This is a genomic window from Pseudofrankia coriaricola (assembly GCF_032027725.1).
Taxonomy (GTDB): domain Bacteria; phylum Actinomycetota; class Actinomycetes; order Frankiales; family Frankiaceae; genus Pseudofrankia.
Genome location: NZ_JASNFO010000149.1, coordinates 1 through 15,439 on the forward strand (window position 1 = coordinate 1; position 15,439 = coordinate 15,439).

Here is a 15,439-nt window from a genome sequence, read left to right on the forward strand (position 1 = left end):
CGAGAGGAGCAAGCCGCAGTGCTGTTATAACTGCGACTCGCTGGCATCGTGGGTGTTTCCTTCCGGTTCTGTGTTCATGTCGGTGTTCGTGGTGGCCTGCTGGTTGGCCAGCCAGGGCCGGCGGGTGTGTCCCCCGTTGGGCATCAGGTGCAGGGCGCGGAGCCGTTCGACCTCGGCGGGGTCGGCGTGCAGGACCCATCTGCGGGGGGCGTCGGGGTGGCGGTGGGCGTCCACCCAGCCGCGGCCGATCCAGGTGTAGAGGGTGACCTGGGGCATGTCGAGTTCGCGGGCGAGGTCGGCCAGCCACCACTTGTGCTCGCCCAGCGGCGGGCTGGTGTGGCGCTGGGTGGCTGGTTCGGTCAGGCCGAGGGTGCCCATCAGGTCGCGGACTGCCTGCGGTCCGAAGCAGGCCCGCCTCTTGGGCGGGCGGAAGCCCTCCCGGTTCAGGCAGTCGGCGATCTGGGTGGCGTTCTGCCCGGCGGCCGCGAGCTCGCGGACCCGCGCGGCCAGCTGCGGGTAGTAGCTGAGCTGGGTCAGGCGGGCCACCGGCCGCACCACCTCGCCGTCGCTGCGGTGGCCCCCGGCCCAGGTCACCTGCACCTTCACCTTCTCGCTGGTATCGAGGACCTCCACGCGGACCTGCTCGACGAGCAGGCGCAGCAGCTGTTTGCGGTCGGCGTCGGCGGTGGTGGGCGCGTGCCACAGCGCGGGGATGTCGGCGGCCAGGGCGCGGATGTGCTCGCGTTCGGCTGCGGTGAGGGTGCGCGGGCGGGCCGCGGCGAAGCGGTCGTACTCCTCACCCAGGCGTTGGCGCTCGGCCAGCGCAGCCTCCCAGTCCCTCTCCAGCTGGCGCACGACCAGCCGGTTCTCCGGCTCGGCCAGCTGGTACTGGCGGCGGGCCCGGTCGGCGACGTAGTCAGCCCGCTCCAGGCGCTGCCGCCAGATCCGGTCCACCTGCGCCCGCTGCGCCTCGACCTGCTCGGCCGCCGCCAGGGAGACCTCGAGTGCGGCCGGGGCCACGGCTGCCAGCAGCAGCGCGGTGACGTAGGCGTCCACGCAGCCGCCGGCCAGCTGCTGGCACCGCTCGGCACCATATTCGATCTTGTCGCGGGAGCAGACGTAGACCGGCTGCTGCCTGCTGCCCGGCCCCCGCCGGTAGTGCGCCGCCATCTTCCTGCCGCAGCGGGCGCAGACCACCAGCCCGCTCAGCAGGGCCGGGCCGTTACGCGCCGCGCCCATGCTGCGCGCCCAGGACCGGTTGGCGTCCAATCGCTGCATGTTCCGCTCGTACTGCTCGACGCTGATGTAGGACGGCAGCACCCCGGGCAGGTAGGCCACCCAGTCCTCGCGGGGCTGGCGTACCCGCCCGGTGTCCGGCCGCCCGGCCTGCCGCCGCCGGGGGTCCAGGCCGGTGCGGCCGTAGGCATAGATACCAGCGTAGGCCGGGTGGTGGAGCATGTTCTGGATCCCGGCCCGGCTGGGCCGGCGCCAGGTCAGCTCCCCGCGCCGGGGCCCGTGGTGCAGACGCCCCCCGACCTGGATGTGGTTGTCGGCCAGGTAGGCCAGCACCGCGTTCACCGTGCCGAGCCGCTCGAACAGCTCGAACACCAGGCGCACCACGGCCTGGACCTGCTCGTCGGGGTCGAGCACCACCTCCCCCGAGAGGCGGCGCACATACCCGGCCGGCAGCTCCAGCGCCAGTTCCCCGCGCCGGGCCTTGTTCACCCGCCCGGACGACATCCGCTGCCGGATCAGGTAGAGCTCGGCCTGGCTGATCGTCCCCTTCAGCCCCAGCAGCAGTCGGTCGTTGTGGTCGTTGGGGTCGTAGACCCCGTCCGTATCAGCCAGCAGCGTCCCCGACAGAGCGCACAGCTCGAGCAGCTGGTGCCACTCCCGGCCGCCGCGGGCCAGCCGGGACATCTCCGCGCCCACCACGATGCCGACGTGGCCCAACCCGACCTCGGCGACCAGCCGGGCGAACCCCGGCCGGTCGGCCACCCCCGACGCCGAGCACCCCAAATCGTCGTCGATGACCAGTACCCGCGACCGGTCCCACCCCAGCGCCACCGCCCGCTCGGCCAGCCCGTACTGCACCCGGGTCGACTCGGTGTTGCGCTCGACCTGCGCGAGGGTGGACTGGCGGACATACACCGCCGCGAGAAGATCACAGTGCCGCGGCTGCACCTTGCCGTGCACCCGCTCCCACGGCAGGGCCGCCGTGCTCACCCCGCTCACCCCCGCTCCCGCCGCTCGTCGGTGCCGACCCTGCCACCGCCCGCTCGACCAGCAGGCCCAGCAGGCGCCGCACGGCCAGCCGGTTCACCTCCGGGAACGCCCCCCACGGTGGGACGACAACCGCCGGGCCCGCCACCCCGGGGGGACAGCTGTGTTTCCTGACATCGCAACAAACCTCCCGGTTCTTCGTCATTTTCTTCGTCGATCTGCGCATCCCGCAGCCGTCGGACGGCCGCTACCAGCGCCAACAGAGCGTCTACCCCGATCACGGGAGCGCTCATTCCCTCCACTCCCGAAGAATTTATGCGTGCAGTGCGGCTTGCTCTTCGAGCACTACTACAAGCCGGCCACCCACGAGCTGGGCTGGGCGGACTTCCAGGTCCGTTCCGAACAGGCCATCGTGCGGCACTGGCAGCTGGTCATGCTGGCATTCACCTTCACCCTGCTGACCGCGACACCCTCCGATCAGGCCGAACAAGCACCCCGCGGGGACGGCGGGGCGGCGGGGGGAAAATCCGCGCCGCCGGATCATCTGGCAGGACACCCTGCGCCAGGTCCGCGGCTGGCTGTGTCCCTGGGCGCGCCTGCAGCTGTACTGGCACCGCTGGTCCACCGCCCCACCCCCACCAGAACTGGCAGCCCAGCTTGACCACGTGAGCCACTCCCACCCACTAGCCACCCCAACCTGACCAACCAGCGCTAGAACGCGGCTTTGCCGGCGGAGTGGGTGGCGTCATGGGCGTCACGGGCGGTGGTGACCTCGGTTATGTGCTTCTCGGCCCACTCCAGGATCGCCTCGAGGGGGGCGCGGAGGGACCAGCCGAGCGGGGTCAGCTCGTAGTCGACGCGTGGCGGGACCTGAGCGAAGACCGTCCGGGTCAGCAGGCCGTCGCGTTCCATCCCGCGCAGCGTCTGGGTCAGGACCTTGGGGGTCACGCCGCCGATTGTGTCGCGTAGCTCGGTGAACCGCCGGGGGCCGCCCTTGCTGAGGACCGCAACGACCAGCACTGACCACTTGTCGCCGACGCGGTCGAGCACCTGCCGCATCGGGCAGCCGAGGACCAGAATATCGCTAGCATCCATGGTTCCCCGAGCGTACCAGTGGCACTTTGAAGTAACCAGTACCTGATGGATACCGTGCTGGCAGGCGCCGCGCCGGCAGCGTTTCAGGGGAGGCCATGGCATGCGAGTCGGATTAATCGGAGTCGGGATGATCGGCAGCCGGGTCGCCGCCGAGGCGCGTGGCCGGGGGCATGAGGTCACCGCAGCCACCCGCAGCGGGAAGGGCGGCACCCGGGTCGTCGACGCGAACGACGCCGCTGCCGTCGCAGACCTGGCGGCGGGCCAAGACGCGGTGGTGCTGTCAGTGCGGGTCGCCTCGGAAGCGGGAGATCCGCTCCTTGCCGTAGGCCGCCCCCTCCTGGACGGGCTACGAGAGGCCGGGGTGCGCCGCCTGGTCGTGGTCGGCGGAGCGGGCAGCCTGGAGGTCGCCCCGGGGGTACGGATCATCGACGTCGCCGATATCCCCGACGTCTACAAGCGCGAGGCGCTCGCCCAGGCGGACCTGCTCGACCTCATCCGCGCGGACGCGGACGACCTGGAGTGGACCTACATCTCCCCAGGCGGCACGATCGAGCCTGGCAAGCGCACGGGTGTATTCCGGGTCGGCGACGACCAGCTGCTCGTTGACGACGAGGGCAACAGCCGGATCAGCTCCGAGGACTACGCCGTCGCCCTCGTCGACGAGCTCGAGAAGGGCGAGAACATCCGCCGCCGCATCAACGTCGCCTACTGACAGACGCCGACCGACAACACTCACCTCGGCGGGGGCGGCGCCAGGCTCGGCTCGCGGCTTGTGCGCCGCGTCCAGTTGCTCGCCCTGCCCGCGTTCTTCAAATGCCAGTGTTCTGTATCGATCGCTATAACCCTCGTGGAGGCGGCATGACCAGCACCTCGTTCGCCCGCACCGTCCGGGGCAGCACCGGCCCCGGCGTGGCGCTCGCCCACGGCGCGGGCGGCAGCGTCGAGGCCCACTACGGTCCGATCCTCGACGGCCTGGCCGCGCACCGCACGGTCGTCGGCGTCGACTACCCCGGCTCGGGCGCCACGCCGCGTTTAGAAACCCCGCTCACCCTCGACCAGCTCGCCGATGAGGTCGTCGGCGCGGCCGTAGACGAGGGCCTGGAAAGGTTCGCCGTCGTCGGTTTCTCCGTCGGCGGCCCTGTCGCGGTACGCGCCGCCACCCGCCACCCCGACCGGGTCGCCGCGCTGGTACTGACCGCGACCTACTCCCACCTCGACAACTACATGAGACTGGCCGGGGATATATCGGCGGGGATCATGGCCAGCGGAGACCTCCTGCTGCTCGCCAAGCTCCTCACCTGGGTGTCCCTCAGCCCGAGGACGCTGGCCTCGCTGCCCGACGACGCGCTGGAGGCGGCCGCGGCCGCGACCGCCGAAGCCCTCTCACCCGGCGCGCCCGAGCAGTTCGACCTCTTCGGCCGGATCAACACCCGCGCCGAGCTGGCCGGCGTCACGGCCCCGACCCTAGTCATCGCCTCCACCGAGGACCGGGTCGTCCCCCTCTACCTGCAGCAGGACCTGGCCGCCCGCATTCCTGGCGCCCGCCTGACCGAGGTCTCCAGCGGCCACATGCTGCCCATCGAACAGCCCGAGGAGTGGCAGAAACTCATCACCTCATTCCTTGACGAGATCGGCGCCTGACCAGGACGGCCAGTACCGAGGTCCCCATCCGGTCCACGGCCTTCCCGGAAACGCTGTTCCCGGCCCATCTGCCTCTATCCCTGAAATGGGGGACCTTTGAAGAGCCTCGTTGTTCTCGGCGCCCGTAATCTTGGCGGCGCGATCGTCGACCACTTCCTTGCCACTGGCTGGAAGGCCACGGCGATCGCGCGCAGCAACGACACCCTGAAGGCGGTCGAGGCACGCGGGGCGCGGGCCCTGCGCGCTGACGTCACTGATTCCGTCCAACTGCGCGCCGCCCTGGAAGAGGCGGGCCAGATCGACTGCCTGGTCAACGCCATCTCCGTCTTCCCACACCCCGACCCGGCGATGCCGTGGGGCGGTGGCCCGCTCAGCGAGGCGACTCTCGACCAGTACCGGCTGTGGGCCGCGGCGAACACGGAGCAGGCGTTCGTGTTCTTCAGCGAAGCGGCGCGGCTCCTCCTCGCCAAGCAGCGTCCGGCGGCCATCGTTCAGGTGACCGGCAATGCCGGCCGCCAGGTGGCTCCCGGGATGGGCGCCTGGTCAGCCGGCTGGCACGGTGTGCGGGCGCTGGCGTCCACAGCCACGCACGAGTTGCGGCCGAGTGGTATCCACGTCGCCACGCTGATCGTCAACGGACCGATCGAGTCGCCGAAGACCGTGCCCTTCCTCCAGAACCTGCCGCCCGAGGCCAGCGTGGATCCGGCCGAGGTCGCGGCCGCCGTCGCCTACCTGGCCGGCCAGGGCCGCCGCGGGCAGAGCCATGAACTGACCCTCACGCCGGCCGGCCAGCCACCCGCATCCTGGTAGCCACCGGCCGCCCAGCAATCGTGACGCCGGCCGCCGCGCGTCGAGGGGCAGGCGCTCGACGGCCAGCAGCACGACATCGATGTAGCGCCACCAGCGCTGCGCAGGAATCAGTCCTCTTTCAGTCCCAGGTTGGGTCAGGAATATGAGTTCATCTCGTGGGCGGGTCGCCGGCACTCCAGGTGCCGCTGTCTTTGCCCAGAAGTTGTCGAGTGGCGCCAGGTTGCTCCCGGCCGGGGTGGCGGCGGTGCTGCTCGTCGCCGTTGCCGGATGCGGCGGAGGTGGGGAGGGCGGCACAGTCACGTCGACGGTGACCGCTTCCTCGGGCGCAACCTCGAGCGCGAGCACCTCGGCGGCCAGTGGGGACGCGACGCCGGGGATCGTGGCGGCGGCGAACGCGTTCCTGGCCACCCTCACCGCCGACGAGAAGTTCCATGTGCTGTTTGACTGGAGCGACACGGCACAGAAGGCACGCTGGTCCAACCTCCCGCAGGGCCTCTACCAGCGGGACGGTCTCATGGTGGGGAATCTCAGCACGGAGAAGGTCAATGCCTTTCTGGCCGTCATGAAGGCGACGTTGAGCACGGAGGGCTACCAGCGGGTGGTGGCGGAGTGGACAGCGGACGACCAGCTGGCCACGCAGGGCGGTATGAGCTACGGCAAGCAGTACTACTGGATGGCGATCATCGGCGAGCCGTCGGGTACCGATCCGTGGCAATGGCAGTTCGGTGGCCACCACGTCACTGTCAACGCCACGATCCACGGGTCGCAGGTCGCGCTCACGCCGAGCTTCATCGGCGCCCAGCCAGCCACCTATAAGGACAACGCTACGACAGTGCGCCCGCTGGGTGACATCGAGGACGAAGCCTTCGCGCTGGTCAACTCACTCGACAGCACCGACCGCAGCAAGGCGGTTCTGGGGACCTCGCCGATCGACCTGGTGCTCGGGCCTGGACAGGATGGCAAGACCATCCAGTCCGAAGGGCTGCCGGCGTCGGAGATGTCGGCCGACGAGCAGACCGCGTTCCTGAAGCTCATCGACGAGTACGGCGGGCTGGTCAACGACGAGGACGCGGCTTCGCGTGAGGCGCAGTTGAAGGCGGATCTGCCCAAGACGTACTTCGCCTGGTACGGTCCCACGGCTGTGGGGAGTGCGGCGTACTTCCGGGTCACCGGGCCGCACATCGCCGTCGAGTACTCACCACAGTCCATGGGCGGCGACGCGGCGAACCACATCCACGGCATCTACCGAGACCCCACCAACGACTACGGCGCTGCGATCACCTCGTGAGGTCACGCGCCGCCGCGGTGCGGCGGGCGCTCAGCGCGTCTCTGCTGGTGCCCGCCGCCCTGCTCCTCGTGGTGCTGCCGGCCGGTCCTGCCTCCGCGCACCCTCTCGACGTCTACGTGCAGGCATCCTATGTGACGCTCGCTCCGTCGAAGATCGGCGTGGAGCTGGACCTATCACCCGGTGTGCTGCTCGCGCCTCAGGTCCTGGACATCCTGGACGTCGACCAGGACCAGCAGGTCTCTGACGGCGAAGGGAGGCACTACGCGGAGCAGGTCCTGCGCGAGGTCGAGGTGCGCGTCGACGGCCGGCCGCTGACGGTCGAGCTGACCGACGTCGAAGTACCGCCGTACCTGACCATCCAGGCCGGCTACGGAACCCTTCGCGTCCACGCGGAGGCTGGCGGCGCGCCCACCGCAGCCGGCCGGCACCACGTCTTGTTCCGCAACGGTTTCGCTCCGAAGGGCTCGGCGTACCAGGTCAACGCCTTCGTCGAGGACGGCGCGCCGGTCACGCTGGGTGTGCAGCGACGCGACGCGACGCAGCGGCAGAGCGAGGTCACCTACCAGATCGACCCCGCGGCCGCTGGGTCGACAGCTGGTCCGACGGCCGGCGGTGACGCGGCGGTACGACCCTCGCCTTACCGGAACCGGCTGCTGAAATACATCGACGGGCCGTCGCTGTCGGGATGGGCGATGCTGTTCGCCGTCGGGGCGGCCGCGCTGCTCGGGGCCCTGCACGCGCTGACCCCGGGGCACGCCAAGACGCTCATGGCCGCCTACCTGGTCGGCAGCGGCGGCGGCACGGCACGCGATGCCGTGGCCCTCGGAGCCGTCGTCACCTTCACGCACACCGCCTCGGTCGTCGTCATCGGGCTAGTCGCGCTGCTCGCCAGCCAGTTCCTGGTGCCCGGACTGCTCGTCCCCGGACTGGAGGTCGCCGCCGGCCTGTTAGTCGTCACGCTGGGCATACGGCTGCTGCGCCAGCGCTGGTCAGCCCGTCGGGCAGCGACGCGGCCCCACGACCAAGACACCCACGACCACGACCACGGCGACGACTACGCGCGCCACCACGAGTTCGTTCTCAGCGGCGCACGCGACGACGGGAGCGGCCACGGGCACGGCACTCTCGGTGCCGCCGTTCACGCCCACGGCGGGCGAGCGCACACGCACGCGATCCCGGCCGAGGGCATTACGCCACGCAGCCTGGTCGCGATGGGCGTGTCCGGTGGCCTGGTGCCCTGTCCAGAAGCACTGGGCGTCATGATTTTGGCGGTCGGCGTGAACCGTGTCCTCCTGGGCCTCGGTCTGATCCTCTCGTTCAGTGCCGGACTGGCCGCGGTACTCATGAGCCTGGGACTGCTGCTGGTCCGTTCGCGCTCCCTCGTCGCCCATCTAGGCCGCTTCAACCGTTTCGACCGGTCCTGGAGCGCAGCGCTGCCCATCGTCAGCGCCGTGGTCGTCACGGCCCTCGGCCTCGTTTTGGTCCTCAAGGGCATCGGCGTCACCGGTCCGCTGTAAGAATCGCGAGAACGGCGCCATCACGACTGGGAGACCGCGATATCAGGTGAGCAGCGACTCGCGGAGGCGGTCGGCGCGGGCGAAACTGGCGGCGAGCTCATCTCGGAACGAGTCCAGGTGTTTGATCTTGGCTTCCACCTCGCCGCGTAACTTCAGGTCAGTGATCATGCCGGTTTGCGCCAGCACCCTGTCCTGATGAGGATGTTGGGGCCGTCCGGTCCGACGTCGGCGAGCCTGGTGCCTGTGAGCCCGTAGGTCAGTGTGGCTCGGAGGTCCTGAGGAATCCTGTCCTGCTGCCGTGAGCGCGTACCTCAGAATCTTTGGTGACAGGTCCTCCCCGGGCGGTCTGTGCTGGTCACGGGTCGAGGGGACGGAGACGGTCTTCTATGGATGTGTTGATCGACCGGGTTGCGGGGTTCGACGTGCACCGGGACACGGTCGTGGCGGCGGTGCGGGTGCCCGGGCGGGGCGGCGGGCGGCGCACTGAGGTGCGGACGTTCGCGACAACCGGCGCGGCTGGCGGACTGGCTGGCGGCGGAACGGGTGTCTCTGGTCGGCATGGAATCCACGGGCGTTTACGATATTGGAAGCCCGTCTACTACATTTTGGAGGACTCTTTTGAATGCTGGCTGCTGAATGCCCAGCATCTGCGTAATGTCCCGGGTCGGAAAACGGATGTGGCCGACGCTGCGTGGATCGGCCAGTTGTTGGAGCATGGCCTGGTCCGGCCGTCGTTCGTGCCGCCGAAACCGATCCGGGCGTTACGGGACCTTACCCGGCATCGGCGGACCACGGTAGAAGACCGTACCCGGGCGGTCCAGCGCCTCGAGAAGGTCATGCAGGACTACGGGATCAAGCTTACATCGGTGGCCTCTGACCTAGTTCCGCCAGTACCAGGTGACGTTGGGGGCTTGTAGATCGTTTGAACGTGAGCGGGTGCCTGCCGCACAGGGAGAATCGGGGTTACCACACCTACCGAAGAACCCTGACGAGAGGCACCCGCCGGGTGAACAGACTACGCAGGCCGACCGCGTCGAGGAAACGGGCCCCGGGGGTGCGGGTCGGTCCCGCGGACCGGTCGCTGACCGGGATGGCGGGGCTGGCCGTGGTCGGGGAGCTGGTCGATCGGCTGGGTGTGGTCGAGGTTCTCGACGAGCGGGTCGGCCGAATCAAGCGGCGGGCGCGGGGACTGTCGGGTGGGGAGCTGCTGGTCGGGCTGGCCGGCGCGCAGCTGGCCGGGCGGGCGTCGCTGTCGGGGCTGGACCGGCTGCGCCTGGACGCGGTGGGCGGGGTGCTGGCCGGGGTGCCGTTCGCGCCGTCGCGGACGGCGGCGCGGCTGGCGGGCCGGTTCCGCCCGGCGGCGTGGGCCGGGATCGAGGCGGCGGTGGGGGTGCTGGCCAGCCGGTGGCTGGCGCGGTTGCCCGCGCAGCGCCGGTCGGAGTTGGTGCGGGGCCGGCCGACCATCGACCTGGACTCCTCGGATGTGGAGGTCTATGGCCGGAAGAAACGGGGTGTGGCCTACACCTACGAGGGAAGACGGGCGGGCCGGCCGCTGTTGGCGAGCTGGGCGCGCACCGGGCTGGTGCTGGCCGCGGACCTGCTGTCCGGGGATGAGGACGTTCGGCCGCGCTGCGCCGGGCTGCTGGCGCGGGCGCTGGCGAACCTGCCCGCGGCGGTCTGCGCCCCGCCGCTGGTCCGGGCCGACTCGGGGTTCTTCACCGGCGAGCTCGCCCGCGCCGCGGTGGCCGCCGGCGCGGACTTCGCGATCGCCGCCCCGCGCAACACAGCGCTGTGGCGGGCCTATGCCGCGGTGCCCGAGGCCGCCTGGACGGACGCCCGCGACATGCGCGGCGCCCAGGTCGCCGCCGTCGGCTATACCCCGGCGGGCTGGCCGCCTGGCACCTACACGATCATCCGCCGGGTGAAGGTCCCCGCCGCCGAGATCTCCGCCGACCCCCGCTCCCGGCGGCGGCGCACCATCCCCAAAGGCCAGCTGGCACTGGCGCTGGAAGGCGTCGCCGACCACGCCTGGGCCGTCAGCTTCCTCGTGACCAACATCCCCGCCGACGAGCCCGACGGCATCGTCGCCCTCGAGCACTGGTTCCGTGGCCGCGCCGACATCGAGACCCAGATCAAGGACGCCAAGCTCGGCGCCGGCCTGCGCCACCTGCCGTCGGCCGACCCGACCGTCAACACCGTCTGGATGTGGGCGGCGATCCTCACCGGCTGGATCTCCAGCATGCTCCAGTCGCTGACCGGCCACGACCAGCGTGCCGGCCGCGCCCACGGCGACCGGCTGCGCCACGAGCTGATCAACATTCCTGGCCGGGTCACCCGCCACGCCGGAGTCCTGACCCTGCGCCTGCCACCCGGCCGCGACCAGTACCTGCCCACCGCGCTCGAACGGCTCCGCGCCCTGCCCATGGCAACCTGACCAGCCCGTTCTCCCCAGCGGACATACCCCGGGCCGTGGACCCGGCGCCCACCCGGCACGACAGCCGGGCCACCGCCCTGCCACAACCCGACAACAGACCCAGCAAAGAAGATCACAAACCTGGGACCCCGCCAGAAACGATCACATCCCAGGTAATGGCGGATTTAGGTCTGACTTCCCCTGCTCGTTCATCTCAGGCGTACGACCTCAGCCTTCCCTGAGCGGCCCACCTGGCGATCAGCCAGACGGGCGAGCACGGGGATCTCCCGGTTCTCGCGCATGGAGATTCCGCGCATGCATGGGTTCTCAGACCGTGCAGGGCCCGTCGACGACTCGCGATAACGCCGCCGAACGGTGTGGCCTTCCGCTTCGTGGGACAGCGTCGGCGCCCCGGAACAGTGATTTCGCGGCTCAATGGCCAGCCTACGCGTACCCCTGTCAACGCTTCGCCGGCACCCTCACGGGCACCGACGCATGACTCGGGGCCACCGTGGATCGCTACTCCTTCGATGTAGAGCTCTCTCATCCCCTTCTCCATGCCGGTTTATCCCGGCGCACCCCACGTCCACGTCGAAAACGACGTCAAACAGGGCAAGGCGATCGGCCTGAACCATTGGCCCTCCAAACTGTGGAAGATCAACGCGGCCTGGACCCAGATCGTGGCCGTCGCCGGCGCACTGCTCGCCGCCTACCGCCACCTCGCCCTGACCGAGGCCGCGCTGCGCGCGGCCTCGGTCAAGCTGTTGCGCTTCCGCCTGTTCGCCCTGCCTGCCCGGCTCACCCGCGGTCAACGCAGGCTCTGGTTGCACCTGCGCGCGGACTGGCCCTGGATCGAGCCCCTCATCGGCAGCTGGCAACGGGTCAAGGCCCTGCCCGCCAGGACGTAGCTGCCGGCCGCCGGGCCCCCGCGACCAGGAAGGACCCCCGGGCCGTGGACCCGGCGACGCGACGCGCCGTCGCTCCCCGACGCTGATCACGCGAGGCAACCCGCCAACCCCGTGAACGATCCAGGCTGGGGCTGCCGTTCACCCACTGGAGCCTGCGCAAGCTGTCCGACTACCTGCGCCACCCCCCGCCCGGGGTACCTGCGGTCGTCGTGGGCCGCCAACGCCTGGGCGAACTGCTGCACTCCCACCGGATCTCCTTCCAGCGCACCCACACCTGGAAAGAGACCTCCGACCCGGACGCGGAGACCAAACTGGCCCGGATCGAACAGGCGACCCGCCGTTTCCCTGACCGGTGCTTTCGCCTTCGACCAGTTCGGACCGCTCTCGATCCGACCCTGCCACGGGCTGTGCTGGGCCAGAGCCGGCCACCCTGACCGACTACCAGCCACCTACCACCGCACCCACGGCATCCGCTACTTCCACGGCTGCTACTCGGTCGGTGACGACACCCTGTGGGGCGTCGTGCGCGAGCGCAAGGGAGCCGACCACACCCTGGCCGCCCTCAAAAGCATCCGCGCCGCCCGCCCGGACGGCGCCCCGGTCTACGTCATCCTGGACAACTGGTCCGGAAACAAGACGGCCACGATCCGTGCCTGGGCGCGGCGGCACAGGGTCGAGCTGTGCCTGACCCCGACCCAGGCGTCCTGGGCCAACCCGATCGAGGCCCACTTCGGCCCGCTACGCGGCTTCGCCCTGGCCAACAGCGACCCGCCCAGCCACCCGGCGCTCGCTCGCGGCCTGCACGCCTACCTGCGCTGGCGCAACACCCACCGCCGCCACCCAACAGTGCTCGAAGCACAACGCCGCGAACGCGCCCGCGTCCACTCCGAACGCCAACACCGCTGGGGCCACACCAGAAACGCCGCCTGATCAACAATAACCGACCCGCATTCGCGGACAACGCACTAGACGGACTCGAGGGCGGTTGAGCACGGGTCCGAGCTTTGCCGCGGGGACCGTACTCGTCGGGCAGGCTCGCCGGCGACCCATCGACGAGGCCATGGTGCCCGGTCCGACAAGACAACGGGCGGCGCGGGGGTCACCTGCTCGCGGGCGGCCCCGTCCCAACGGGGTTGTGGGCGGTAATGGTGATCGGCCCGAGCTGGTCGTTCGGGGAACGGGCATAGTCGAGCCGGGGGACGGACACCTCCTGCGTGGTCACCCCGGATCTCGTTCCCTCGATCTGGACGGTGTAGGTGTATGACCCGCCCCCGATCGTGGGCGGGTCCCAGGACACGGTGCCGAGAAAGTTACTGGAATCGTATCCGCGGCTTGCCCGGGAAATGTTACGTACCGGCCCCGCTCCTGATCCGAAATTCGGCGCAACGTGAGGCAGGGGAGTGCCCACCCGCGGCGACGCTGGAACGGCTGCCTGTGCGGCGGCCCGCTGCGGGCGCGCGTGGGCGGGGCCGATCATGCCGGGACGGGCGCTGGTGGGCCGCCCCCTGGCCTGGTGCGTGAGGCCTTCGGGTCAGGCCGCGGCGGGGGCGAGGGTGACCTTGTAGCCGAGGGCCTCGAGCCCTCGGATGTGGGAGCACCGGGTGCGTTCCGATCAGGTGCTCGCGTGGCAGGCCCCTGCCCTGACACAGAGGGGTCGCCGTCGTGTCGACGCCGCACCTTCGGAAATCGTCGACGCCATTCGCACTGCTGCCCGGGGCGACACCGTCCTGGTGCCCCTCCAGCCCACGCTGGCTCGCCTCCTCCGCCGACGACCGCGGCATCCTGTGCCGCCGCCGGCTGGTCCGTAATGGCCGGAGTGGCTGTTCCTGACCGTCGACCGGGTCCTCATGTGCGTGAGGTTCGCCCCAGCCACTCATGGCCCCTGGTTCAGCTGCTTCAATTGTTCCGGGGTGATCGCGGTGCCGCAGTAGGGCTGGCCGTCGTTCTGTGGGACGAAATGCTGGCCATCCGGGCTTATTTCGACGACGCTGTAGCAGGCGGACGGCTCGCGGAAGTTCGTCGACAGGTCGTTGCGGTCGGGCGCGGTCATGCCGGAGCCGTCGTAGTCCTTCACTGCGCGCAGGTTGGTGATGAACGACTCCCTGGTCGGGCACTTCCCTGCGGCCCGCAGACCACGGATGAAAAGGTCGGCGGAGAGCCAACCATAGACCGCGCTGTCTTGGGTCGGAGGCTGGGTCTCAGGGGAGTAGGCGGTCATCGCCTGGCGGAACTTCCGCTGTCCCGGAGTGTCATTCTCGAACGGATTGACTAGTGTGGCGATGGAAACCCCGGCGAGCGCCGGACCCTCCTTCTCGAGGACGCTTGAGTCGTAGCCGAGCGGCAGCAATGCGGCCTTGAGGCTCCCTCCGAGAGTCAGACCGACCCCGCGAAGATCCGGGAGGAGCTGGGCAGCCGCCTCGGGCACAAGGACCCCAGCGATGCCGTCGACGTTCGCTGCTTTTGTCTGCTGGGCAAGGTTCTGAAAGCTCGTGGTTGTTTCAGCGACCCAGAAAGTCTTGACGACCTGGATCCGGCTGGCTCGCAGGCTGGCGACGATCTTTTGGTTGCTATCCACGCTGGTCGCATTTACTCCGGTAGCGAATACGACCACGCGCGACACGCCCCGTCCGCGCAGGTATTGGCCCCAGGTGGTGGTCGAGCCCTTGCCGAAGTAATACCACGAGAACATGTTGTTCATGCCCTGCCAATTCGAGTCAAGGGCTAATCCGGTTACCGGGACGCCCTGCTCGTTGAGCCAGCCGATCGAGCCGCCGGCAGCGGATGGCTCCTGAACGATCCCGAAGACCCTCTCGTCGGTGACGAGCTCCTGGGCCGCGTGCTCGTTGAGATCGCTCACCCCGCCGTTGTCGCGCCAGGCGTAGGTGATCTGTCGGCCGTAGATGCCTCCCTCTTCCTCGTTGACGCTGTCGAACCGGGCGTCGACGCCGGCGCGGAAGGCGCGAAAGCTGGAAGCTGCAGGACCCGTGTCAGGTAATATCACGCCGACCTTGATCGCTGCGGGCGTGATGCCCGGCGCCAGCGCCCGGCAGGACATGCCGCTGGTCGCGACATCGCTTGATCCGCCACACGAGACCAGGCCGGCCGTAAGGCTGGCGGCACTGACCGCAAGCACGGCGGCTCTCAACGATCGTCGGCGAAGATCTAGCATCGCATGGACTCCAAATGAGTTCTGGGAGTCAGCCATTCGGCAGACTCCGGGCGGTAGCCGCTGGCGGGCGAGCACACGGGCGGCAACGAGAACGCGGAGCCAACCACGCCGCCCTGCGCCAACTCGCCGACCGCCTCGTCGGCATCCTCCACGGCTGCTTCAAGACAGCCACGCCCTACGACGAAGCGAACGCCTGGCAGCCCAGGGCTGCGGCAAGTTTGCTTGGTAGCGACCGGTAGGTCGTGCTGAGGGTTTCCGGTGGTTCCAGGGCGCGGGTTGGTGCTGGTGGGCGGGGCCGAAAGAGGACGGGCATGGCCCTCGGATGATCATGGAGGTTCCTACGCCAGCCTGATCGTCCTCGAGGTGCCATGCCCG

The 15,439-nt window shown here is 69.7% G+C and carries 14 protein-coding genes and 1 pseudogene; 10 read left to right on the forward strand and 5 right to left on the reverse strand.

Going from position 1 to position 15,439, the window contains the following annotated elements; genetic code table 11:
- Positions 1 to 24: 24 nt before the first annotated feature.
- On the reverse strand, positions 25 to 2,226 hold the full coding sequence (locus QOZ89_RS45410) for a recombinase family protein (RefSeq protein WP_312629926.1): 2,202 nt from the start codon (positions 2,224 to 2,226) through the stop codon (positions 25 to 27).
- A gap of 316 nt (positions 2,227 to 2,542) precedes the next feature.
- Between QOZ89_RS45410 and QOZ89_RS45415 the strand changes: the two genes are divergently transcribed.
- Complete coding sequence (locus QOZ89_RS45415) at positions 2,543 to 2,884, forward strand: hypothetical protein (protein ID WP_312630244.1); 342 nt, start codon at positions 2,543 to 2,545, stop codon at positions 2,882 to 2,884.
- Positions 2,885 to 2,934: 50 nt separating this feature from the next.
- Here the strand turns inward: QOZ89_RS45415 and QOZ89_RS45420 are convergent, their stop codons facing one another.
- Complete coding sequence (locus tag QOZ89_RS45420) at positions 2,935 to 3,318, reverse strand: winged helix-turn-helix transcriptional regulator (protein WP_071048592.1); 384 nt, start codon at positions 3,316 to 3,318, stop codon at positions 2,935 to 2,937.
- Positions 3,319 to 3,367: 49 nt separating this feature from the next.
- Between QOZ89_RS45420 and QOZ89_RS45425 the strand changes: the two genes are divergently transcribed.
- The 5 genes from QOZ89_RS45425 (at position 3,368) to QOZ89_RS45445 (ending at position 8,574) form a co-directional block, all read left to right on the forward strand.
- Positions 3,368 to 4,030: an NAD(P)-dependent oxidoreductase gene (locus QOZ89_RS45425; RefSeq protein WP_274536519.1), complete on the forward strand. Its 663-nt coding sequence runs from the start codon at positions 3,368 to 3,370 to the stop codon at positions 4,028 to 4,030.
- Between the two features lie 146 nt (positions 4,031 to 4,176).
- Positions 4,177 to 4,959 carry an alpha/beta fold hydrolase gene (locus QOZ89_RS45430; protein WP_071048594.1) on the forward strand — a complete coding sequence of 261 codons (783 nt, stop codon included), beginning with the start codon at positions 4,177 to 4,179 and terminating at the stop codon, positions 4,957 to 4,959.
- A gap of 96 nt (positions 4,960 to 5,055) precedes the next feature.
- Positions 5,056 to 5,769, forward strand: coding sequence for an SDR family oxidoreductase (locus tag QOZ89_RS45435; RefSeq protein WP_071048595.1), 714 nt, complete (start codon positions 5,056 to 5,058; stop codon positions 5,767 to 5,769).
- Between the two features lie 142 nt (positions 5,770 to 5,911).
- Positions 5,912 to 7,057, forward strand: coding sequence for a DUF3500 domain-containing protein (locus tag QOZ89_RS45440; RefSeq protein ID WP_083418550.1), 1,146 nt, complete (start codon positions 5,912 to 5,914; stop codon positions 7,055 to 7,057).
- Complete coding sequence (locus QOZ89_RS45445) at positions 7,054 to 8,574, forward strand: nickel/cobalt transporter (RefSeq protein ID WP_131803960.1); 1,521 nt, start codon at positions 7,054 to 7,056, stop codon at positions 8,572 to 8,574. Before QOZ89_RS45440 ends, QOZ89_RS45445 begins: the two co-directional genes overlap by 4 nt.
- A 42-nt stretch (positions 8,575 to 8,616) precedes the next feature.
- On the opposite strand, the gene QOZ89_RS45450 is transcribed toward QOZ89_RS45445, so the two are convergent.
- Entirely contained in the window at positions 8,617 to 8,742 is a 126-nt protein-coding gene (locus tag QOZ89_RS45450; protein ID WP_274536518.1) for a hypothetical protein, read from the reverse strand.
- A gap of 218 nt (positions 8,743 to 8,960) precedes the next feature.
- On the opposite strand from QOZ89_RS45450, the pseudogene QOZ89_RS45455 reads away from it, so the two are divergent.
- From QOZ89_RS45455 to QOZ89_RS45470, 4 genes and pseudogenes are all read left to right on the forward strand, one after another.
- A pseudogene (locus QOZ89_RS45455) lies at positions 8,961 to 9,458 on the forward strand (IS110 family transposase); the annotation flags it as partial.
- Between the two features lie 170 nt (positions 9,459 to 9,628).
- The gene (locus tag QOZ89_RS45460; RefSeq protein WP_312630245.1) at positions 9,629 to 11,008 is read left to right on the forward strand and encodes an IS1380 family transposase; all 1,380 of its coding nucleotides are present in this window, start codon (positions 9,629 to 9,631) and stop codon (positions 11,006 to 11,008) included.
- A gap of 536 nt (positions 11,009 to 11,544) precedes the next feature.
- Entirely contained in the window at positions 11,545 to 11,895 is a 351-nt protein-coding gene (locus QOZ89_RS45465) for a transposase (protein WP_312630246.1), read from the forward strand.
- A 111-nt stretch (positions 11,896 to 12,006) separates the two neighbouring features.
- Positions 12,007 to 12,825, forward strand: coding sequence for a transposase (locus QOZ89_RS45470; RefSeq protein ID WP_312630247.1), 819 nt, complete (start codon positions 12,007 to 12,009; stop codon positions 12,823 to 12,825).
- Positions 12,826 to 12,994: 169 nt separating this feature from the next.
- On the opposite strand, the gene QOZ89_RS45475 is transcribed toward QOZ89_RS45470, so the two are convergent.
- Both QOZ89_RS45475 and QOZ89_RS45480 read right to left on the reverse strand, forming a co-directional pair.
- Entirely contained in the window at positions 12,995 to 13,117 is a 123-nt protein-coding gene (locus tag QOZ89_RS45475) for a hypothetical protein (protein ID WP_274536564.1), read from the reverse strand.
- A gap of 651 nt (positions 13,118 to 13,768) precedes the next feature.
- Positions 13,769 to 15,028, reverse strand: a complete 1,260-nt coding sequence (locus QOZ89_RS45480; protein ID WP_241841892.1) for an ABC transporter substrate-binding protein — start codon at positions 15,026 to 15,028, stop codon at positions 13,769 to 13,771.
- Between the last annotated feature and the right edge of the window lie 411 nt (positions 15,029 to 15,439).

What these genes read in the sequence shown, in the direction of transcription:
- QOZ89_RS45420 (WP_071048592.1), bottom strand. Translation starts at nt 3,318, where the DNA reads ATGGATGCTAGCGATATTCTGGTCCTCGGCTGCCCGATGCGGCAGGTG.
- QOZ89_RS45430 (WP_071048594.1), top strand. Translation starts at nt 4,177, where the DNA reads ATGACCAGCACCTCGTTCGCCCGCACCGTCCGGGGCAGCACCGGCCCC.
- QOZ89_RS45440 (WP_083418550.1), top strand. Translation starts at nt 5,912, where the DNA reads ATGAGTTCATCTCGTGGGCGGGTCGCCGGCACTCCAGGTGCCGCTGTC.
- QOZ89_RS45450 (WP_274536518.1), bottom strand. Translation starts at nt 8,742, where the DNA reads ATGATCACTGACCTGAAGTTACGCGGCGAGGTGGAAGCCAAGATCAAA.
- QOZ89_RS45465 (WP_312630246.1), top strand. Translation starts at nt 11,545, where the DNA reads ATGCCGGTTTATCCCGGCGCACCCCACGTCCACGTCGAAAACGACGTC.